The sequence below is a fragment of the Bacillus canaveralius genome (genome assembly GCF_002860125.1).
GTDB classification, from domain to species: domain Bacteria; phylum Bacillota; class Bacilli; order Bacillales; family Cytobacillaceae; genus Bacillus_BJ; species Bacillus_BJ canaveralius.
In genome coordinates this window covers 21831-44215 of sequence record NZ_PGVA01000026.1, presented here as the reverse complement: position 1 = coordinate 44215, position 22385 = coordinate 21831, and the positions used below count along the sequence as shown (strand labels likewise).

The window sequence follows — 22385 nt, the reverse complement described above, 5'->3', positions numbered from 1 at the left end:
CAAGAAAATCCGAGGAGGGATATTGTGAAAAGGGACTTGTTATTTGCCTTTACCGCTTTCTTTTTTATGTCATTATCGGCGATCACCGGCGTTTACGCAGTTGAACAGGCTGGCAAAATGAACATCTTTTCAGAAGAAAAATATGATGTCTCAGGAGACGGTAAGAAAGATACGATCATTTTAAAGGGGCTTCCGTTCGAAGAAGGTGCGAATTTTCAAAAAGATGTTTTTTTGGAAGTAAAGGCATCGAACGGAAAAACGTACGAGGTTAAACTAGCAGGTGGATATGAGCCTGTTGTTGATTTTAAGGATGTCAATCACGATGGTGTTCTCGATATGTTTGTCAGCATTCCGTCTGGAGGAAGCGGCGGACTTTCTAATTACTATTTATACACTTTGAAGGATTTTAAAATGACAGATTTGACTGTTCCCGATCCAGTCGCTATTACCAGCCAGTTCGAAGAAAACTATCAGGCCTCCATTACGATTGATAAAACCGGAAAAACATACCGGTTCGATCTTAGCAGCAGAAAAGACGATTATGAGCGCCTTGGCTTATACCGGAATGGTAAATTGAATGAACCAACAGAACTAATGGTGTTCCCATACAGTACATTAAAGGTCGTAGAAAGTAACGGAACAGCTAATCGTTTATTGGGAGTACAAAGAATCAGCGGTGCCTATAGTGCTGATGCCATCGCTTTCGTGGAATCGGAATGGAGCATGGAGAATGGCAAGTGGATCTTAATAAAAACAGCAGTCTATGAGACAGGTGCCAGTGCTCCAGGAAGATGACAGCCCGTTAAATGAGAGAGGATATTTAGCGGAATACTCTGTAACACTGGGCTCTAGTCACATTTCCCCCGTATTAACATAATATGGGGTAAACAAATTATCGCTATAGTAAGGGGGTTTTATACTTACGATGAATAAGTTTGATCCTGCTAAGCTGTCCACCGACATAAAAGCCCCAGCCACTCAGTTTGGGCCAGTGGACAACAGAAAATACACGCTTACCCATTCTGACACGAACGGAGAATTCCTCTTAAAAATAGGCTGTCATTTCGATTTAGATGCCGTTAACTCGAAGCAGCGCGATGAAGTGTTTGCTGAGTGGAAACCTAAATCTGGACAGTATATTCTCTTTGGCAGAGTGTATATAAGCAATGGTGACTTTGATGAGAAATATTCACAGGTGAGATTTTTAATTTTCCAGCGTGAACTAGAGCTGGCGCTAACCGCAATCACTTACGGGGACCAGGCATTTTTCACCTATTATCCATGGCTTTTAGACTCACCGATCTATATCCAATTTGAATCGGTATATCCGCAATTCAATAAGATCGTGTACCAAGGAACACCAAGACAATATTTAAATGTCGCATTGAAGAAAACCGTCTCTTAAACACAGGTTTATACCTGTGTTTTATCATGCCTTTACTAATAGATGAGTTTGCTTTTTCAAACAATCGTCTTGATCTTATATTTTTGTATTGTTATAATCATTTTATTATTTAATAACAAGCGACGATCGTTATGGATAAAACTATAACGGGAGCATCTTCTGGAGAGACCGCTGATGCGGCGCCGAAGGATTCACAATCTCAGGCAAAAGGACGGAAGAGTAACTTATGGTTCATCATGTAGGTTATTCTACTTTTTGCCGAGATTGGATAAATCCAGTCTCTTTTTTATTTTCTAAAACTTTTTGAGGAGCTGTCAGGATGAGACGTGCAGTAGTAAGTGTTGTGGGAAAAGACCAGGTGGGAATAATCGCTAAAGTGACCACGGTTTTATCGGAAAATGAAATCAATATTCTTGATATTAGCCAAACGATTTTGCAGGATTTCTTCACGATGATGATGATCGTTGATGTAAATGGAACCGGTAATCTGGATCGTTTGCAAGAGCAACTTAGCAAGATCGGAGATAACCTCTCCCTGAAAATTAATATCCAGCTTGAAGAAATTTTTCAGGCGATGCATCGAGTGTGAGAAGGAGTGTGAAAAAATGAACATAGCAATTGATGAAATGATGGAAACAATGCGCATGATTGAGATGGAAAATTTAGATATCCGTACTGTCACAATGGGGATTAGCCTGCATGACTGTTCAGATTCTGATTTTCAACAAATGAATACGAAGGTTTATGACAAAATAGTCAGCTATGCAGGACGGTTAAAGGAAGTTGCTGACCAAGTCGAAAAGGAATTTGGAATCCCAATCATAAATAAACGGATATCTATTACTCCAATCGCTGAAATACTTGGAAATGCAACGAAAGAACAAGCAGTCGAACTTGCGAGGACCCTTGATAAAGCTGCTGCTGACCTTAGAGTAGATTTTATCGGCGGCTTTTCAGCACTTGTACATAAAGGAATCACAAAGGGCGACCAAACATTGCTTGATGCGCTTCCAGAAGCGTTAAGCGTAACGGAAAGGGTATGCGCATCCGTTTCGGTGGCTACGACAAGAACCGGCATTAATATGGATGCGGTCCGGCAAATGGGCTTGATCATTAAAGAAGCTGCAGAAAGAACAAAGGACCAAAATGGTCTGGCCTGCGCAAAGCTTGTTGTTTTCTGCAATCCAGTTGAGGATAACCCTTTCATGGCAGGTGCTTTTCATGGTGCCGGTGAAGGAGAGGCGGTCATTAATGTAGGTGTTAGTGGGCCCGGCGTTGTCTTAAGTGCATTAAAGCGACATCCGGACGCCGATCTTGGGGAAGTATCGGATATTATCAAAAAAACGGCGTTTAAAGTCACGCGCGCTGGTGAATTGATCGGAAGGGTCGTAGCAGAACGCCTTGGCATTCCGTTTGGAATCATGGATTTGTCACTTGCGCCAACGAATGCGATGAATGACAGCGTAGCCGAAATTCTCGAAGAAATCGGGCTTGAACGAGTTGGCACCCACGGAACGATCGCAGCCCTCGCACTTATGAATGATGCAGTGAAAAAGGGAGGTGCAATGGCAAGTTCATATGTAGGCGGGTTGAGCGGAGCATTTATTCCGGTCAGTGAAGACAATGGAATGATTCGCGGAATTATCGACAACGCCTTAACTCTATCCAAGCTGGAAGCAATGACATGCGTGTGCTCAGTAGGTCTCGACATGATTGCCCTGACCGGTGATGTAACGCCGGCCACTTTGTCAGCACTTATTGCCGATGAAGCAGCAATCGGGATGATTAACAAGAAAACAACAGCTGTACGTGTTATTCCTGTTCCAGGTAAGCAAGAAGGTGACATTGTTGAGTTTGGGGGACTGCTCGGCCGTGCTCCAGTAATGGGTGTAAATCCATACAGCTCGGAAAAATTAATCCGTCGCGCCGGACGAATTCCCGCACCGCTCCAGGCGCTGATCAACTAAAGGCAGTTATAGCTTTATCGAGTCTTTAACCTTTATAAGAGCAAACAGTTTTAAGCATAATGTCCAAAGTCCTAATTAAGTCGAATTTTGATGTCTGACCATGGAGAGAAGGGTTCCGAGTTAAATCTAGCTTGGGACTATTTTTTTTTTACACTTATAATGAAAACGTTAGCAGAGAAACAAGTGGGAGGCGTGCCTGCAGAACACTGGAGTATAGTCATTTAATTTAATGATCAGTTAGAAGGAGTTTAAAGATATACGATCCCATAATTATATTATGTAAACTAATAGCGTTCAGGGAGGGTGGAAATGGGGCAACAATCATAAAAATCACGATTGTTGCTAATAGCTTTTTAAGATAATACATACACAAACCTGGTTGATTAGTTTTAATGCATCAGTTGGATTCTGCACATAGCTAGTGAGCTAACATTTATTTTATCTGTTTAAAATTTAATAGGTTGAATGCGTATAACGGAATATAGGTTATTTAAGATTAGAATTCGGTAGTGATCTAAATTAATGAAATTTTCTTTTTCGTCTCATTATTATGAGTATACTTGGTATTTGAGATATGAAATTAATAATTTATAGAACTACCTATAATATATATTATGTTGGGGGCGTTGTTTGAAATATGAAAAACAGTCTACTCTATTCTGTGTTTATATCCACTATGTTTGAGATTTTCAACATCAATAAATTTAACGCTATATTCAATAACGTCATTAATAAACAAATTGTGCTCCTTTGCAAACTCTTTAACTTTCTCCAACAGTTCTTTGTCGTATGTAGTTTTATATTGAATACGATCTTTAGGCCTGGTTTCTTTATTGTATGTTATAACTCCTTCAGACAAAACTTTCTTCAGACCATTTTCGATTAGGTAATTAACATGAGTATCATATTCTGCTGCAGCTTTATTTAATTGATCAATAATAGATTTGCTCACGTTAGTTCTAAATTTGACCCTGGATTCATCTCTTGTCGCAACTAATCGTCCGTCAATTTTTTTCCACATGATTATCTCTCCTAATTGGCTAATAAGCTAACTGTTCTTCTAACCGCTGTGACATAAGATCCCTTTTATACTTGATGCAATCATCGGTAGCATTATTATATATAATCTTTGCTAGTTTAGGAAGATCGTATTTACCTTTAACCCAAACACGGTATACGGGATTATCAGCCTGCGTGAATTCGGAAGCAATCTCAGAACGCAACTTCCAAATTTGAAACGTCGATAAAAGTCCTTCAGCAAAACGAATACGAAAGAGTTAGGACCTTAGTTGGCCAGCAAATTGATCTCGATAATATGACAGTAAGGATAGCCTTTCCACGGAAAGACTACCCTTTTTATGTCTAAATTATTAACTCAAATAAAGTTATATGTTCTTTATATACGATAGCCTCTAATTGTTTATCAAAAGGTGTTACGAGGACAGGAAGTGTTTTCATTTGATCAGTCAAGGTTTAGTGCTAATTTTTAAACTGCAAAAGTTGAATAACGAATTTACTCGCAACTGCTCCAAAGTTCTCATTCTTGCCTTACTTAGCCATGCAAACTCCCCTTCAACCAAGGTCGATGTCGATAGAGGCCTGTCGGGATTTGGATTAGGCTGGTTTTGCCTTGTGGATCCATTTTGTATATCTCATCACTCAAGTTGGCATCAAACCCAAGGAGTGGGTGCCCCCCCATCCCGATGGCTGACGCTGCTAACAGTAATCGTTGCACGAGCATACCTGCTTCCATTTGTTGAATCCGATATCCTCTGTACCCCAGTGCCGTTTTGAAGTGATCCTTGTCTCCTGCCACATGTAGGCAAAGTGGTACTTGGAATAAATTTACATTATCTAGAGACAATCCATATTGCAACCGAAGTCGATGATCTCCGGGATGTACCTGTCGTAACACATGAGCATCGCTGTCATAACGATAAGCACCATCCGGAATGCCTTCAACATTATACAAACAGCCATACAGTGAGACACGGGACTCGTGCTTCTTATGTGCTCCATCCAAATCATTTCGATACAAGAAGGAAGCCGTCGCCTCCTGTAGCAGAGCGGCCAGTTGCGGTTGACTTACCTTTCCCAAAACGAAATCCATATCCGGTGAATACCGCTGTCGGCAGACCGACGCGAGATCATACGGCAACCGCTTCACGTAAGGCAGGGCTATCGCTTGATCCTCACAATTCATACTCTCCTTCGCTTTGATCTCCCTAAACGATTGCGTTGACTCCAGCATGGACGCTTCATTCATCTTAGTTAACATCGGATACTCTATGACCCTCTGTGACCGGACGTAGAGATTATGCTGAATCGCTGTCATCTCTCGACACAATTCGGCGGCAGAGACGATCACGTCTTTGTCCCTCCCGCTAGAAGACCAGATCGTAGGTTCCACCGATAGCGGGATAACCGCATACACGCTCTCATCCTGCTCGGATAGCCCAAGCAGATGGTTGATGGCCCGATCAAGAAATTGGAAGTACACCCCCGATGCGAAACCAAACCGTTTCGCCACTTCCAGCAGCTGTCCGATCAGCACACCAGCATCCAACCCTTGCAGACGGTAGGCCAAGTTATTGTATTTAAAGAAATTTTTCCAAAACATTGTCGATACAAAAACAGCACCGAAACAAGCGGACAAATCACAGCGATTACCAAGAGCCCGGGCTATATATGAATCTAAATTGCCTTCTCGCAACAACACCAAGCGGTGGTGTGCCACATCATAATGGTACACCCCGGCAGGCAAATCCTCCATCTTCAGATACACGTACAATTCGTTTGGATACAACGCTCCACCGGAAGGAGCAAAGCGCCGATACGACTGCATTAGGCCCGCAGTTTTTTCTGTGGAATCCAAGGTAAAGACTGACTGTGATAATTGAGTAAGTCCGAATACATACCAAAGAAAATCACCGATTCTGCGAGTGTCAGGCTTTGCAGGCGATTCCCATCCTTCAAGCGTCAGCGGTACTTCCAGAGAAAACGGAACCACAGGCAAGCCACGATAGAGCTTATACGCAAGCGGTGCGTCTTCCCAATCCACTTCCCAATCCGGTGGACTTACCTTGTCAATGTCAAAATGTAGATTGTGCAGAAATGCCTCTAAACTCATCCCCCTACCTCCTAATCACCGCTTATGGAAACGGGTGTGGATGTTGATTAAGCTGTTCAAGTTTCAGCGGTTTTTTCGTATATCCGAGTTCCATTGGTACCCGCAGTACCCTCTCCAGCCCTGTGACGCGAGTAAGGTGATGTCCAAATGTCATCGGCAACATCCCCGGAATCAGCACTTTCACGCAATACAATCCGTTCCGTATGGTTTCCGGTGTCGTCTGATTCACCACAATCACATCAAGGTTCAATCGGCGAAACTCCTGAAGAATGTCCTGAAGATCATCAGTCAGGTCTGCATGCCTCGCCTTCAACTTGAATTCCTTCTCAAACGTTTGCAACGGACGATTATCGTCCAGCAAAAACTGCAGGCGCTCTTGCGCTTGTGGCAAACCGTACAGCATGCCATGGTCATCCATCTGTTGCACCAGGGAAGAATCGTTCAACATTCGCACATACTCCTCCTGGTTCGCCTCAAATTTCTCGTCAAGTGTCATCATCATGCCCGCCAACTCATGAACCGCGCTTTTCACTGCCCGGACCGGGTCCAGATGAGCTCCGGCCGCACAGATAAGATTCAATCCCTTTTGCTTCCTGTTTTTCGCCAACGCCAAAACGCTTGGAATTCCGTTCTCCATCGTAGAGTTAAACAAATAAAGGTCATATCCTGCCACCGCCCGCACACGGTCAACCATCAACTGCAATTCTTGGTCGTTGGCGGAATTAGGGTCAAGACGCGGGAGGGTCAGCTGCGCGTACCAAGTCATGAGGAACGAATCTCGCTCAACCACTTCCAAAATACCATGGAAAATGGCCTCCTCCAAACTTCCGCCTAACGCGCATCCGTTGGAAGTTTCATAGACAAATCCCTGACCGCAGCCCAGGCTGTAATAGGCAAGCAACTCAGGAACCAGAATCGGACGCTCCTGCAAAAACGAGTATCCCCATACCCAATTGATTGAGTGATCAGGATTAAACGGTTTGAACGGAAAACCAGGCTGCGCATAATGTTCCTTTGCGTGTACTCCTACCATGATAGGATTGAGCGCTTGATCTTTCAGATTGCGGAAACTGTCATGAACTACTGTCCGTTTGCCACGGGGTGCCAGACCGCAGTATCGCTCCAAACCCTCCAAAATGGCAGTCGACTCACTTACCGCGTATGAATGAGTCCGGCCTGCTGCTCCCTCGTCCCCCATGAACAACGGCAGATTAACACTTACATCGGCAAATGGCGGCACCAGGTCATACATTTTCCCATTCAAAAAGCCAGTCCGATTATCCAGATAGTCTTTGACTAGAACTTTACTCAGATCATTCATCGACCGGCAGCGGTAACTATCGATGCTAATTTTCGGACTTGGTTGCAGCGAAATTCGGGCCGCGGTTGGTGAATCGTCGGGTATTTGACTGCAAACCGGACACAACGGGTCGGGCAGAAAGGAATGCCATGAACTCTTCAGTGTTTTGAGATTGATTAAACATACCCGTTCTTTCGAGTAAGCCTGATCACCTTCCAAAAACCTTTGGACCTCCGCCTTGAGCACGTATGCCATCTGCAATAGTCCCGTGCGCGATGCCCACGCATCACCCGACATTCCACCTTGCGCCGCAAGTTTCTGTTGCATCTCCGACATCTCTTTACGCTCTCGTCCTGCCATGAGACGTCGCATGTCCGCACACTGGGAGCACCCCGGCTTACTAACGTGAACCATAGGCCCGACCACGCCCTCGCCAAACGAAACGAAGCCTCGCAGCCAAGGGATGCCGGTTGGTCGCAACACCTGTTCCGCCTTTTGGTGAACGGAGGGATTCCAGGCATCGTGCAACACCAGAACCAAATCAGTCGCTTCTGATACTCCTGCCTCGAAATCGGTATGTCGAACTACCTGGTATTGGGCGGACAGTTCTGTGCACGCCAGGTCCGCCAACAATCCTTCGCCGACAACATCCACGACAGTACTCACCCGGTTTCCTCCTCTCGTAACAACACACCGAAAACCCCTGCCAGTTCCTCTTTTAAAAATGGTTCCAATAGTAGTTCGAACACGAAAAGCCGCTTGCCGTTCCGTTCCAATGTCTCCATGGCGGACTGCAAGACCTCGGTTTGTGCCGTCTCTTCACATACAGGGATTACTAGGTTTAGCGGCACCCTTTCTTCCAGAAGCAGGGACGAAACCTCAAACGCTTCCGTCGTGAGGCAAGCCCCTTGGTTTTGTGCCTTCGTAAGCGCCTGTTGTAACGCAGTCCGCAACGCCATTGTTTTATTCAAGCCTACACTACCATACCAGCGACCGTTCGTACCAACCCATACCACAGAGAAACCGGACACTTCCTCCCCCAAGCCGATTATCGGTGCTCCCTGCTTCGTAGTCAGTGCCTGCAAATAAAAGCGGCAGCGTTCATCTTCTACGGCACTCAACTGCACGCGGGAGGCAGATTTCTTCTGATTGACCTGTTGCTTGCTCAGCTCCTCGACCAAACACCTTTGCAACCCGCGGCAAACGCCTTCCGCAAACGTTTCCCCCGCTCCGACGCCGACAAATTCTTGTGGTTCTACCATGCTAACCTCTACTTCCTGAAGTGGAGTTAGAGTCGGAACGAGCACATCGACCATTCGTGACACATACGCTTCAATCCCTGCAAGACCTGCTTCTCGCCGTGCCTCCTCATGCGTCAGACCTGTACAGACTATGTTAGGCAACAGCTCAGCCGGTCCCTTCGACAACGGGTCGACTGCCTGAACGCGGCACTGAGCCAACGGCAGCTGCTTTAAGTCCTCCTCCCCCCAAATATGGAAAATGCCTGATTCCTCTGATGTCAACTGGTTAAAGTAAAGAAGCAATTCACTCTGCTCACCTCTGCTGACGCCCCGTTCGAGCCGCATATCGAAATCTTCAACCCATTCAGCCGATATCCGTCCTGTCACCAGTGGGTGAGGTATGAACGAATGCCAATTTCCTTCCATCGTATCCAAATCAAGCAGGAAGAATTGATTCTTCTGTTCCACTTCGTTCACTGTTCCTGTAACCTGTTTAAACAATTCAAACACGATCACATTGGCCAACATCGCTCCCGCTATGTTAGAGTAGGCGGATAATTGTTGGTCTTTATAAAATGCGGTATGGTGTATGCGGCGCCACGCAGACTCCCAGCAGCCCTCATAGTCCGGATGAACTACCGGACCCGCTAGACCCACCTGCTGCAGGCATATTGCTGGGAGTAACACCTTCTTCTCTTTCCTGCAAACCGAATGAAGAACCCGTAGTTCCTCAACATCTCCCTCCTGCGATACATACAAAATTGAATCAAACGGCTGCACAATCTCCCGCCATGAACTCACACACTCTTTATGCAAGGTGACCTCCTCTATCGCGACCTCGGGGTCTGTTTTAAGAGCATGTACCGCCAGTTCCTCCAACCGCCGCCTATTGGTTGGTACCGAGTCTGTGATTAGAACATGGAATTTGGGTAATCCGGATTCAATCAACGCAGAAACCAACGAAACAAAAAAAGGACCAGAGCCAACTGCCAACACTTTGGCCTGACGATAGGCTTGGAAACGGTAAGCACCAGAATCGCATAAACTGTCCACAAATTCAATTTGAGAAGCATGCTTTTTTAGAAGCTGGTCCGACAATTGATGCGGGCGGTGTTGGCTCACATCCTGAACAAACCCGTTTCGATACAGCACTCCTGCAATCTCATACACCCGATCCCGGTATGGCTCAGGCAAACCGTCTGTCAAATCCCTCAATGTGTACTCCCCGTTGAACATCGGTAACAGCTTCTCAACCCACTGATCAATTGAACTGCCTTTCATAAGGAACGAACTTAAGTTGTTGCGAAAGTACACACTGCTATTTGGATCAGGGAGAAAAAACGTGTCCCTTTTCACTTTCAGACGCATAGAAGGGATCAAATTTGTCATTCCGCTCCTCCTTACACGTGATTTATTCTCAAATCTATAGAATCACGTTTACTATCATCCTATGTGCCGCAATTTGTCTCTTATGTCTAATGTTAAAGTGAAAAGCCCCTGCGCTTATGCAGGGGCAGCCTCTTGTTAGGGTTTACGTAAGAAAACTAGAACTATTAACCTCCGCAACGACCACCGCAACGAGAGCAGCTAAAGCAATTAGAACAACGGAAGCAACTAAAGCAGTTAAAGCAACTAAAACAACGAAAGCAATTAAAGCAGCTAAAGCAACGACCAAAACAACCACCAAAACCGCCACCGCATTGTCGAGACTGATCAATATAGTACTGGTTTTGGTCCCAAGGAACTGCCTCGTTCGCCTGGAAATCGCCAATATTCAACATTTGAAGTTGGCTTTGGAAATCATTCATTTTCATAACCTCCGTAAATTAAATTAACAAAGTGTGCCAGCAACATGACAGGGGAACAGAACTAGATAATCAGAAAAACAACTGTGTACTAGGTGAATCCACTAGTACTTCGATCGAATCTTCTCCCCAACAAAATATGAACTATAATTGGGTATTGTTACTGTTTCAAATGCCTATTTTTATTGGGTCTCCGTAAACACCGTTCAAAACGGAAACAGGATGATCACATTATTAATAAGGCGTCAGAGCACAAATGTAAATACCGAGACATGCTGAAAAAATCTGTGACTATGGTGGCAAGCCAGATGCTGCTTCTGGGACTAGCTGTAGCTAATAAAGAGAAATGAGAACTGAGGATTCTCTCAAAATAAAAACGACAGAAAGTGTGCTTAATGTCCGCCTTGATTACCGGGTGAAAACTATACAAGGAACATATTTCAAAAAATTTGCGTCTGCGTCATTGATGATTTGGTTCATCAGGATGTATACTAAACAAAAAAAATCCTACCGATGTTTCGATAGGCTCTGGACTCATTATTACATCCTTTATTTATCTTTCCTAACAAGTAGGATCGGGAAGTCGGTGTTGCGAGTCCATTGCTCAATAAGCAACAATAGTCCAGCTTCATGGGGATATGTGTACTAAAAAATTAAAACTTCATTCCAATAGTACAGTAGTTTTTCAATGGGTTAGTTCATTACTATTTTTTTGATTATTTCTCCGATGGTTACTCCTATGAGCATACTAAACAAAGTGCCGATTAAATAATATTCTGCAAATGATTTATCTTCAAACTGCTTGAATCTTGTAAGAGTTTTAAATCCCCCTAACAGTACTAAACCTTGATAAGCACCAAGAAAAACGAAAATGGCTATTAAAATTCTCTCGAAGATACCTATATATTTTCCTACGGAGTTGTTATCTGCCTCATTGAAATTCTGAAATTGGATTTTTATGCTTCTCTTTTCGTTCTCACTAGCTGAAAATTCCCATGTCCGTTCAACCGTTATATTTCGATGTAAAGCATTTATTTGTGATTCTATTAATGATAAATTTTCACCTTGTTGATGATCTTCTATACTTGCTGTGATTTCTGGATTCATATTTAATTCTTTCTTTATGTCCTTAAAGAACTCAGCTATTAAATAACTACTGCCCCATGTTAGTAGTATTAATAAAATTGCAACAGAAGTGATTTTTGTTGTTAAACTTATAGTTATTGCGTCTTGATAAAAATCAATAACTAAACTGGCTATTTCATTAATTGAAAAGACGTAGTTAAAAAATTTTAGGACCATATATATAGTTAAAATATGTACGGTTTGATCCAGTAAAAAAAGTATCGTTCTTTTTTCAAGCAAAAAATAGAATATGTTTTTTCTCCAGGATTCATCATTTTTAGTGTATTCTATCATTTTCTCATCGTATTTAATTTTCAATAGATCAATAAAATAATGTACAAAACAAATAATGATAAGAGCAAATACCAGATTTATTTTGATATTTCCAAATAAAACCAGTAACATAACACCAATAATAAAATGGTGTATTATATGAATAAAAATTCCTTCATTAAAAACTCTATTACTATTGTCCTGTTTTTTCTTGATAATCGAATCGGTTTGAATAATAAAATCAGATAAACAATGCGCCAATACAAATATTAAGAACATGATTATCATATTAGTTATTGATTCCTTTCATTTTCATATAAAATATTTATTAAATTGATTAGATTTTCTTCTGCTTCTTTTACAATATTGTATTCAGCTCTGTTAAGTAGTTTACTTATATTGGATTCGGCATTGTTTATGTCATAGTCTAAATTTAAGCCTATTTCTTTATAATTCTTATCTGGATTGTTCTCTATTAATTCTATTGCTTTATTTTGTTTTTCTGTTCTTTTTATGACTTTCTCAATGATAAAATACAATAAATAATTTATTGCCATATAATGATTGAATTTATGACCAACCAGAAATAAAAACAAGAAATTTTTATCTAAGGTTTTTAAATGAGCTATTTTTTTGCTATCTTTAAGAATTTTTATTGCATCAGCTGAATTCCAAATCGCCTTTCCATTTACTGTATTTGGGTCAATAAGATTCTGGTTAAATATATCATCAAAACCTACGCCGACATACAATGGTACCTGGTGTGTTTTTGATAATTTAAATAGATCTTTAAATACACGATATCCTTTATCAAAGTCGTGTACTACGCCAAAAATTTCATCTCCGGCTCTGACTGTAAATTTAGTTATTATTTCATTTTCATATTTAAGATTAAGTTCATTAGCGATATGTAGAAGTTCCTTGTGTTTGCTTTTGACTCTGGAGTCAATGACATCCGCTGATATACAAACACATTTTTTAATTATTTTATCTTCCAATTCGAATCCCTCTGTTTCATTGAAATCTTATAAAATTGTTGCTATACATCGAATTATACACATACTGGGAGCTATGTACACAAAAAATATTACCGGAAAATCCGGTAAGTTTCAATGCTTACTGGTTTTTCCGGTAAGTTTCAATACTTACTGGCTTTTCCGGGTGGCTTCGTCATATTAATTTGAAGAAATGGTTTTTTGGAGGATAAATCTATTTATTTCTAATCATAGTTCTTATCATCCTTAATATTAAAGAGCAATAGAGACATTATGCGTTCATATCGACGTTAACATCTTCCGGTATTTCCTATCAATGAATTGAATGTCTTAGACTAAAGCAAGGTATTTTTGCTGTTCAGATGATAACTCCCACTCCAATTCTTCCAAAATATCATAGTAATCCACATAATCACTGCTTTCAACTTTGTGATAATATTTTATTAATATTGCTTCAAGCACATCGTCGACATTATCTTTCAAAAGTTCATCAGCAATCACAAACGGCGATTCGCCACGAAAGATGAGTGGAGTAAGCTCGAAATCCGTGTTCATCGCATACCCATTTCCAACATGTTCGAAAAAAAGATATCCTTCTGCTAACCAAAACTTTTACCTTTCTTTGTCCTGTCCACTTACCCCGTAATGGGATCATATGTTGGCTTTTCTTCTCCAGCCCTTCGCGTTTAAATTACTTACTGAAATAAGTGCATTCATAAGTGATACTCCTTGGGCATCAGGGCGGTCACTACAGCACCGCTCCCCCTTTACTTGAATGGTTGAACTAGGGCAAAATGAGCGTTCATATGCCTGTCCTATTTAACACCTGTTATTCTTCATCATCAGTCACCTGGTACGCCATACCCAAAAAGATCATTTGACTGTCGATTTCCTGGTCATCAGCATTTCTTGTTACATAAGAATAATTCCCATATTGGTCTTGTTCGCGGGCTTTAGCATTATCACTTAGTTGAATTGTTAGCATTTTTTTCAGCCGAGCCTTCAGCTCATCGTTGATAACAGGAAAGGCAATTTCAACACGTTTTTCCATGTTGCGCGTCATTAAATCAGCGGAGGAAAGGATCATTTTTTCTCGGCCATTGTGATGAAAGTAGTATATTCTGCTATGCTCTAAATAACGGCCAACAATGCTGATGACCCGGATATTGTCACTAACCCCTTCGATCTTCGGACGCAGGCAGCAAATTCCCCGCACAATAAGATCGATCTTGACTCCAGCCCGTGAAGCTTCATACAGCTTGACGATTATTTTTTTGTCTGTGACTGAATTCATTTTCAGAATGATCCTGCCGTTCCCAAATTGCTGATGGTACTCTATTTCCTGGTTAACCAGTCGAATTAAATATTTACGAATATCCATAGGGGACACATAAAAATGCTGAAAATCCGGTTTTTCCATAAAACCGCTTAAATAATTAAAAAAATTTGTCGCATCTATCCCGAATTCAGGATTTGACGTTATTAATCCTAAATCAGTGTAAAACTTTGCTGTCTCTTCATTATAATTTCCGGTTGCCAGGTGGACAAAGCGTTGAATGGTTTCATTCATTTTGCGGACAATGAGCGTGATTTTGCTATGCGTCTTCAAGGACGTTTTCCCGTAAATAACATGGCAGCCTGACTTCTCGAGTTCCTTTGCCCAATGTACATTATGCTCTTCATCAAACCGCGCTTTCAGCTCAACAAGAACAAGCACTTGCTTCCCATTTTCAGCCGCCTTTTTTAAATTTTCGATTATTGGGGAACTTGCACTGACCCGGTAAAGAGTTTGTTTAATGGCCAGCACATTGGGGTCCTCAGCGGCACACCTGACTAAATCTATAACAGGCTCAAACGATTCATAAGGATGGTGCATTAAAATATCTTTACTTGCGGCAATATCAAAAATATGTGGCTGTTCCCCGTTTGTATTCTGGATAAGATCCTGCGGAGGCTGGGGCATATACGTTTCAAAAATGAGATGTTCCTTGACGGGAGCAATTTGTTTGTAAAAACTGAATAAAAACGTTAAATCAAGAGGACCGTTGATAAAATAAATATCCTTTTCATGTATTTCCAATTCATCTAATAAATAAGTTAATATTTCAGGATCAAAAAAGTCTTTGGCGACTTCTAAACGGACGGTCGCTCCCCACTTTCTCATTTTCAACTCTTCTTCAATTTCCTCTAACAGGTCTCTGGCGCCCTCTTCGTGTATTTCCAGATCTGCGTTCCTGGTTATGCGAAATTGAGTCACTGATTCAACATGTAAGCCATGAAACAGTTTATGTACAAAGTGGCTTATCAAATCTTCAATTAATACAAATTGTTTGATGCCATTTTCTGCTTTGTTTGGAACTTCTACAAACCGTGCGAACCCTCTTGGTACTTGCACAATTGCTAATTTTATTATGTCAGTTGATAATTCATCCTTTTCGGAAAGAACAATGGCGATATTCATGCTTCTATTGGCCAACAAAGGAAAAGGCCGGTAAGCATCAATTGCCATCGGTGTTAAAACAGGAAAAATAACTTTGTCAAAATGCTGTTCCAGGTACATTAATGAATCGTGTTCAAGTTCCTTGATTGAAAGAAAGGAAATATTCTCTTTTGCGAGTAGCGATAGTAGTTGCTTGAAAGTGAGGTATTGTCTGCACACCATTTCATGCGTAAATTTCGTAATTTCAGTTATTTGTTCTTTCGGTGTTAATCCCGCTTTATTTTCTGGCTTCATATAGCCTACTTTTATCTGATCCTTGAGACCGGCTACCCGAACCATATAAAACTCATCGAGATTTGAACTGAAAATCGCCAGGAATCTGAGCCGTTCAAGCAACGGATTCCGTTCATCCATTGCTTCTTCCAAAACTCGGTTATTAAACGCTAACCAACTAAGTTCCCTATTATTAAAAAAAGCAGGTTGATTTAAATCGATTTTCTGTTGCAAATTGATCACTCCCTTTTCTAATGGGGATATTTTCAAATTTCTTTCACTTAAAGTTAAGCTTGCCATTTAAAATGCAAGCTGATGCTTTTCCCCAGGGCTTGTTCCAAATGCTTGACCTGTTTTCCTGCTGCCTGTTGCTCCACTTTCCAGCTCTGATCGCAAAACAGCTCCATATTAATATTATCTTCTCCGTGTATAAAACGTACATCCTGTATAATGTCTCTTTTTGTACTGCTTAAAATGAATGAAAACTTTAGTATTGCTCCAAGGATCTTTATTTTCTGTTTGTCTTCATTAGTAAACCAATCCCGAAAAGGATTAATATTCTCCTTAAAAGACTTTTTTGAATGATAAGAAGCCAATAAAGCCAGTTTTATCCTGTCACGATGGGAAAGTCCGTCAATATTACGGATCGACAACAGATAAAATGTATGCGCAGTGGCTGAATCTCTTTCAAAAAACTCGCCCAATTTATAAATAGAGCTGGCATTTCTTAGATCTTTTAAATTATCCTCATTCAATTCAACCATTTCCTCGTTACGGATAGCGTTGAAGATTTTCTCAGCGGTTTTAGCGGCTTGAGTTCTTTTCTCCACATCCAAATCATACTCAGTTGCCATTTGATAAAGGCTTCTCTGAAGCGGCTGTTGACTTGAGTCTATGCTCCCTTCATTGATGAGCTGCTGATATAAAACTCCGTCCCTGATTCCTGTTCGGCTAATTTGAAAAAATGGTGCATTTACAATCTGATAAAGTGCCAGAAATACTTCAATTGCAGGAATGATAATGTCTGACCGTTCTTTCGAAAGCCCTTCGACACGTTGGATTTCTTCATAGGTTAACAAAGATAATTTTTCTTGCACCGTCAATATATCTTGTTGGTTAATCTCATATTGATGGATGGAATCAATCGGGTAGTTCTTGATTGCCTGGTCGATTTTCGCTATATTTCTGGCGCTTCCGCCAATACCAATAACCGGCAGCCGGCAATTTTTTAGCCAATCAATTTGCTGAAATGTAGTTTGTAAAAATGAAGACAGTTGGGATAATTCTTCGGATGTAGGAATCTTATCTTTTATAAATTGTTGTTTTAAACTGATTACGCCAAAAGGAAAACTATGGGTGTGGACCATTTTTCGGTTTGAGAACAGGGTAATTTCCGTGCTGCCGCCGCCAATGTCAATCGTTATTCCATCCTTCAGATAAGTAGCGTGAATGACACCGAGAAAACCATAATACGCTTCGGATTCTCCTGGCAACACTTCGACAGAAAACCCCATTTTTTTATGTATCAATTGTTTTATTTCGGACTGATTTTGCGCTCTTCTTATCGCGGCGGTGGCAACCACTTTTATTGATGTGACCCTATGTAAAGCGACTACTTCTTTAAAAACACTTAAAGTGTCCAACAAAATATTAAGACCTTCGGAGGTTAATATTTGCTCACTATTAAGATAGTTTTGCAGGCGGGCTGAAACCTTAATATTCTCAATTTCCTTCAAAATACTGTCCGCTTTATGATTGTAAATAGTCAGTCTAATTGTGTTAGAGCCTATATCAATTACGGCTAATATTCTTGCCATGTTTATCATCCTTGCTTGTTTATTGTTCTCTTCCTGAAGAAGGTTTGGGTTTTTGTTTCCCTTCGATTTAGCGCTTCGCAAATATATACCTTTAAGATACCCAATGACGATCATTTTGAAAAGCAGGATTAAGTCTTTATGAACCGTGCTGTATCTGCCCTACCAGCCTTTATTCACTCTTTTTAAAAATTACCTGCCTGCGCCATCTTCCAAATCTATAATACAGATACGCAATAATGCTGCTGATGACAAAGCTTATACCCATACCCAATGCGATCCCTTTGTCCCCGAACATCCCGGCAAACCAATAGGTTAAAGGGTAGCGAAGCACCCAGAAGGAAATGACGTTTAAGATCAGCACCTGGAACATGGCTCCTGCGCCTCGGACAACACCGTTCAGGATAAAATTGATTCCAAGAAACGGGTAGAAAAACGCAACCAATTTCAAATATGTGGTCCCAAACTCCAGGGCCGCTGCTTCCTGAATGAACAGCCTGATGCTTACACGTGCTAACAGGAACGTGACGGCAGAAATAAGAAACATAACTGCTAGATTATACAGCGTCCCATATAGGGCGATTTTATGGAGTCGATCCCAGCGATTAGCCCCGATATTCTGCCCGGCCATGCTGTTGACGGCTGTACCGAGTGCCATCGCCGGAATCATGATGATACTGTCGAGCCGCTGCGCCGCTCCAAACCCGGCGACAACATCAGCACCCAGTGAATTAACTACGCTCATGATCGCCATCACTCCTGCTGAGATAACCACCATTTGCAGCCCGGCAGGAATTCCAAGCTTCAGAATGATGCCAACTTCTTCTCTTCGGGGAATTTTGGGAAGCGCAAAAGGTGCCAGGCATAGACGCAAAATATAAGCCAATCCGTATAGGAAGGCAATTCCCTGGGATAGAATTGTCGCGTATGCAGCGCCGTCAATTCCTAATCCGAAAACTTTAATAAAAACTGGATCAAGGACTGCATTTAAGACGACAGCAACAACAACGAAATAGAGCGGAGTTTTGCTGTCCCCGAGCGACCGCAGCACAGTGCCAATAAAGTTATACCCGAACAAAAATAAAATCCCAAGAAAATTGATTTGCAAATAGGATGTCGCTTCAGCCACCATTGGTTCCGGTGTATCGAGCAGCAACAAGATCTCTTTGGAAAATACAAACCCAATTGCACCCAGCATTAATGACAATATTGTCTGCAAAACAACAAACGCATTTAGATAATTTTTTAAACCTTCTTCGCTGTCTTTCCCTTTTTGTTGGGAGAGGATCGTCAATGAAGCGTTGTTAATCCCGATAATAAAAGACAAGACAGTGAAAATAACCGTCGCGGATACGGAGATGGCTCCAAGTGCGTTAGCCCCGAGGAGATTTCCGACCCATAGACTGTCGATAAATTGATATGAAACCTGCAGTATATTTGTCAGCATAATCGGTGTTGAAAAAACAATCAGCTGCTTATAGATGCTTCCAGTCGTAAAATCATGCTGTGCCATGTAATTCACCTGTTTCCTCGATAAATACATCTTCTATTATTACCCTTTCATTCACCAAGGGCTAATATTTTGTTTTACAGTAGCTTATAAGTATTTAAAGAACAATGCCTTACATAACATTTATTCGTTTTTTTCGTGTTCAATGAAAAAAAGAGTTGCCGCAGCAACCCCCGCTATAAATTATATTTACAGCTTTATACTTTCCAGTGCTTGCTTAACCGTAGCAAATGTCTGAATAGATGACATGTCAATACCTGCAATTACGACTGTTTGTGCTAATTTCGGCCGTAGACCTGTCACAATTGTGTGTAGCCCAAGCAAACGGAGAACGTTTTCGATTTGATATAGGTATTCTGCAATTTCTGCGTCAATTTTCAAAATTCCGGAAAAATCGACAATTAAGTAATCAATGTTTAGTTCGCTAATTCCCAGTCAGGAATATCTGCATGTATTTTTTCAAGTACATATTCAACAATTTCAACAGCTATTTCTTCTGCATTAACTATTAAGTAGTTTCCAACACTAGCAATCGAATTCATCTTTTTCTTTATTCCCCTAGTTTTTTTTTTAATTATAACCTATAAGCTGTACAACTCTGCATAAAATAACATGTTTTGGTGATAATTTATTATTTTCTATTAATAGAATGAATTTCATAAAGCAATTCTTTAATTGAAAAACGAACATTGACTTAGAATTGATAGTCATCGGCATTCCAAGATGCTATTACTATCTTAATCCTTTACCACATAAACCCTCTCTGGTCGTCCAACCGTTCCATAAGCTAGATCGGCTTGGACCTTTTCTTCAGACATGAGATGTTCAAGGTATCTTCTCGCTGTGGTTCGGCTTACCCCAATTTCTTTCGCGACAGTTTCGGCTGTTAAACCGGAATTGACTTTGCCAAGGACTTCTAATACTTTATCCAAAGTGAGCGGATCGATTCCTTTTGGCAAAAACGATTTGTCGCTTCCGCTACCATCGATGTCTTTCCTTAGAAGCTTGTCCACTTGTTCCTGTGTGACTAGTAAACTTTCTTTGCTTAGCTCATGAAGTTTGGTGTGATATTCCTTATACCGGTTTAGGGATTGCCTAAACCTTTCGAAAACGACAGGCTTGATGATGTAATCAAAGATTCCTATACTAACAGCCTCCTGAACCTTATGTATTTCTTTTGTAGCGGTGATCATGATGACATCTATTTGTTTTGTTTGCTGCTTCGTCTCTTTTAATAGATCGATCCCGTTCATGTCTGGAAAGTAGACATCCAGCAGAAGAAGATCCGGTTTTATAATATCAATAAAGCTCTTTGCTTCCATGTAACTGGCCGCAATCCCTACCGTTTGGAACCCATCAATCTGTTCAATAAACCGCTTCTGGATTTCTGCGATCCTCAGGTCATCCTCGACGATCAAAACTTCAATATTCCGGCTGTCCTTCATTTAGTTTACCTCCTTTTTTCGGTATAGCAACAGTAAAGATCGTTCCCTCTCCCAGCTTGGAAGAAAAGCTGATCGATCCACCTAATCTTTCTATCGTGTTGTTCACAAGGCTTAGTCCAATCCCGGCGTTGCCATGTATGTTTTTCGTCGTAAACCCTTCCTGAAAGATTTTTCCGTTGTTTTCGATGGCTATTCCCCCGCCATTATCTTCAACCTCGATGATCAACTCCTTGCCAAGGTCCGTCAGGAATAAAGAAACTTTCTTGTCTTCGAGTCTATTCTCGCGTACAGCTTCAAAGGCGTTATTAATCAGGTTACCAATAATTGTGACCAATTGGTCCCTGCTTATGTCGACGGGAACATCTGTAAAACTGCTCTCCCGGTCTACGGAAAAATTGATTTTTAGCTCGCTCGCCAAACTGATCTTCCCTAAAATAAACCCTGCCAGTATAGGATCAGGTATTTCTTTCATAAGGAAACGAATGAATCCTTGGGCTACATCTACTTCTTTTGAGATAAAATCAATCGCTTCTTTATAGGAACCTAGCTGAATCAAACCAAGCAGGGTGTACATCCTGTTTGAATACTCATGGGTTTGTGCACGCAACCCTTCGGCGTAGGCCTTTACATGGGATAGCTCCTGTAAAAGAGATGAGAGCTCAGATTTATTTCTCATGCTTGCTACTGCGCCAATCACTTCACCGTGTTTATCTAAGATTGGGACACGGTTTGCAAGAAAAACCTCTCCGGCAATCATGAATTCACGGTCATATTCAGCTTTTCCTGAGCTGACTACATCAAGAAGATGAGTATGTTCAATGATGTCTTCTATTCTTTGGCCACGGAGAATGGTGGTAATTGGAATATTCATAATTCTGTGTGCTGTCTCATTCACAACGGTAATCCGGCCTGCAGTATCGATGGCTATAATCCCTTCATGAATCGATTCCAGTATTGCATGCTTTTCCTGATACATCCAGGCAATTTCATTCGGTTCGAGTCCGAAAATCGCCCTTTTGATATTTAGAGAGATTAATAAAGCAGAGAGCAACCCCCCTACTAAAATGATCATTGTAGTGATAAAAATTTTACGCTGTATTGCTGAAACTTCCTTTTCGATATCTGTTTGTAAATACCCGACAGACACGACCCCGATCACTTGATCCCCGCTCATGATCGGAGCTTTGCCCCTTAATGACGGTCCAAGAGTGCCCGTTGATTCTGAAATGACCGATTTCCCTTTAAATACACGGCCATTATCTCCTCCCACCATTTTTTGTCCAATCCTCTCAGGGTTTGGATGGGAATAGCGAATTTCCTCCCTATTACCGACAACGATAAATTCTGCTCCGACCTGTTTCCGTATTGTTTCGGCGATCGGCTGGATGATAAAGGCGGGATTTTCTGACTGAAAAGCCCGTTCAATTTCCGTCATACTGGCAATCGTTTCAGCAATTGCTAATGCTTTCGTGCCTATATCATGTTCAAGGTTGGATTCCATGATGTTTTTAAAAGTATATTCATATACCACACCCAGGAAGATAATCACAATGCTGATTCCAAGCATTAGTTTGGTATGTAAACGCATCCAATCACCTCTCTTTTAATCATATAGAAAAAAACCCCTTGAAAAAAGGAGTTTTTTGCGGCAGTTTAATATAA

Annotated in this window: 19 protein-coding genes and 1 riboswitch; of the genes, 4 read left to right on the top strand and 15 right to left on the bottom strand. The window is 41.3% G+C overall.

The annotated features are described in order from the left end of the window. Positions 1 to 24: 24 nt before the first annotated feature. The 4 genes from CU635_RS11565 (at position 25) to CU635_RS11550 (ending at position 3372) form a co-directional block, all read left to right on the top strand. Positions 25 to 795: a hypothetical protein gene (locus CU635_RS11565; RefSeq protein ID WP_101577530.1), complete on the top strand. Its 771-nt coding sequence runs from the start codon at positions 25 to 27 to the stop codon at positions 793 to 795. A gap of 130 nt (positions 796 to 925) precedes the next feature. After that, entirely contained in the window at positions 926 to 1405 is a 480-nt protein-coding gene (locus CU635_RS11560) for a staygreen family protein (RefSeq protein ID WP_101577529.1), read from the top strand. 149 nt (positions 1406 to 1554) lie between these two features. After that, a riboswitch (glycine riboswitch) is annotated at positions 1555 to 1630 on the top strand. A 94-nt stretch (positions 1631 to 1724) separates the two neighbouring features. Beyond that, positions 1725 to 1994: an ACT domain-containing protein gene (locus CU635_RS11555; RefSeq protein WP_101577528.1), complete on the top strand. Its 270-nt coding sequence runs from the start codon at positions 1725 to 1727 to the stop codon at positions 1992 to 1994. A 16-nt stretch (positions 1995 to 2010) separates the two neighbouring features. Next, on the top strand, positions 2011 to 3372 hold the full coding sequence (locus CU635_RS11550; protein ID WP_101577527.1) for a PFL family protein: 1362 nt from the start codon (positions 2011 to 2013) through the stop codon (positions 3370 to 3372). A 649-nt stretch (positions 3373 to 4021) separates the two neighbouring features. Here the strand turns inward: CU635_RS11550 and CU635_RS11545 are convergent. The 15 genes from CU635_RS11545 to CU635_RS11485 form a co-directional block, all read right to left on the bottom strand. Then, the gene (locus CU635_RS11545; RefSeq protein WP_101577526.1) at positions 4022 to 4393 is read right to left on the bottom strand and encodes an rRNA methyltransferase; all 372 of its coding nucleotides are present in this window, start codon (positions 4391 to 4393) and stop codon (positions 4022 to 4024) included. Between the two features lie 531 nt (positions 4394 to 4924). Then, positions 4925 to 6502 (bottom strand): SagB family peptide dehydrogenase, encoded by a 1578-nt coding sequence (locus CU635_RS11540; protein WP_101577525.1) that lies wholly within the window; start codon positions 6500 to 6502, stop codon positions 4925 to 4927. A gap of 22 nt (positions 6503 to 6524) precedes the next feature. Further along, the gene (locus CU635_RS11535; protein WP_101577524.1) at positions 6525 to 8468 is read right to left on the bottom strand and encodes a TOMM precursor leader peptide-binding protein; all 1944 of its coding nucleotides are present in this window, start codon (positions 8466 to 8468) and stop codon (positions 6525 to 6527) included. Next, a complete protein-coding gene (locus CU635_RS11530; RefSeq protein WP_101577523.1) occupies positions 8465 to 10432 on the bottom strand; it encodes a putative thiazole-containing bacteriocin maturation protein in 1968 nt (655 codons plus the stop codon). The genes CU635_RS11535 and CU635_RS11530 overlap by 4 nt, the downstream gene beginning before the upstream one ends. 164 nt (positions 10433 to 10596) lie before the next feature. Next, positions 10597 to 10824: a heterocycloanthracin/sonorensin family bacteriocin gene (locus tag CU635_RS11525; protein ID WP_308303511.1), complete on the bottom strand. Its 228-nt coding sequence runs from the start codon at positions 10822 to 10824 to the stop codon at positions 10597 to 10599. Between the two features lie 717 nt (positions 10825 to 11541). After that, positions 11542 to 12534, bottom strand: coding sequence for a DUF3307 domain-containing protein (locus CU635_RS11520; RefSeq protein WP_101577521.1), 993 nt, complete (start codon positions 12532 to 12534; stop codon positions 11542 to 11544). 5 nt (positions 12535 to 12539) lie between these two features. Next, a complete protein-coding gene (locus tag CU635_RS11515) occupies positions 12540 to 13244 on the bottom strand; it encodes a SatD family protein (protein ID WP_101577520.1) in 705 nt (234 codons plus the stop codon). A 327-nt stretch (positions 13245 to 13571) separates the two neighbouring features. Then, positions 13572 to 13796 (bottom strand): hypothetical protein, encoded by a 225-nt coding sequence (locus CU635_RS11510; protein ID WP_101577519.1) that lies wholly within the window; start codon positions 13794 to 13796, stop codon positions 13572 to 13574. Between the two features lie 274 nt (positions 13797 to 14070). After that, complete coding sequence (locus tag CU635_RS11505; protein ID WP_373270881.1) at positions 14071 to 16188, bottom strand: RNA degradosome polyphosphate kinase; 2118 nt, start codon at positions 16186 to 16188, stop codon at positions 14071 to 14073. 53 nt (positions 16189 to 16241) lie between these two features. Beyond that, the gene (locus CU635_RS11500) at positions 16242 to 17771 is read right to left on the bottom strand and encodes a Ppx/GppA phosphatase family protein (protein WP_245917432.1); all 1530 of its coding nucleotides are present in this window, start codon (positions 17769 to 17771) and stop codon (positions 16242 to 16244) included. Between the two features lie 169 nt (positions 17772 to 17940). After that, positions 17941 to 19281 carry an MATE family efflux transporter gene (locus CU635_RS11495; protein WP_101577517.1) on the bottom strand — a complete coding sequence of 447 codons (1341 nt, stop codon included), beginning with the start codon at positions 19279 to 19281 and terminating at the stop codon, positions 17941 to 17943. 186 nt (positions 19282 to 19467) lie between these two features. Next, on the bottom strand, positions 19468 to 19692 hold the full coding sequence (locus CU635_RS24340; RefSeq protein WP_373270884.1) for an STAS domain-containing protein: 225 nt from the start codon (positions 19690 to 19692) through the stop codon (positions 19468 to 19470). Positions 19693 to 19694: 2 nt separating this feature from the next. After that, complete coding sequence (locus CU635_RS24090; RefSeq protein ID WP_257985656.1) at positions 19695 to 19820, bottom strand: hypothetical protein; 126 nt, start codon at positions 19818 to 19820, stop codon at positions 19695 to 19697. A gap of 195 nt (positions 19821 to 20015) precedes the next feature. Next, a complete protein-coding gene (locus CU635_RS11490) occupies positions 20016 to 20723 on the bottom strand; it encodes a response regulator (protein WP_101577516.1) in 708 nt (235 codons plus the stop codon). Continuing rightward, positions 20701 to 22311, bottom strand: a complete 1611-nt coding sequence (locus CU635_RS11485) for an ATP-binding protein (RefSeq protein ID WP_101577515.1) — start codon at positions 22309 to 22311, stop codon at positions 20701 to 20703. The genes CU635_RS11490 and CU635_RS11485 overlap by 23 nt, the downstream gene beginning before the upstream one ends. Between the last annotated feature and the right edge of the window lie 74 nt (positions 22312 to 22385).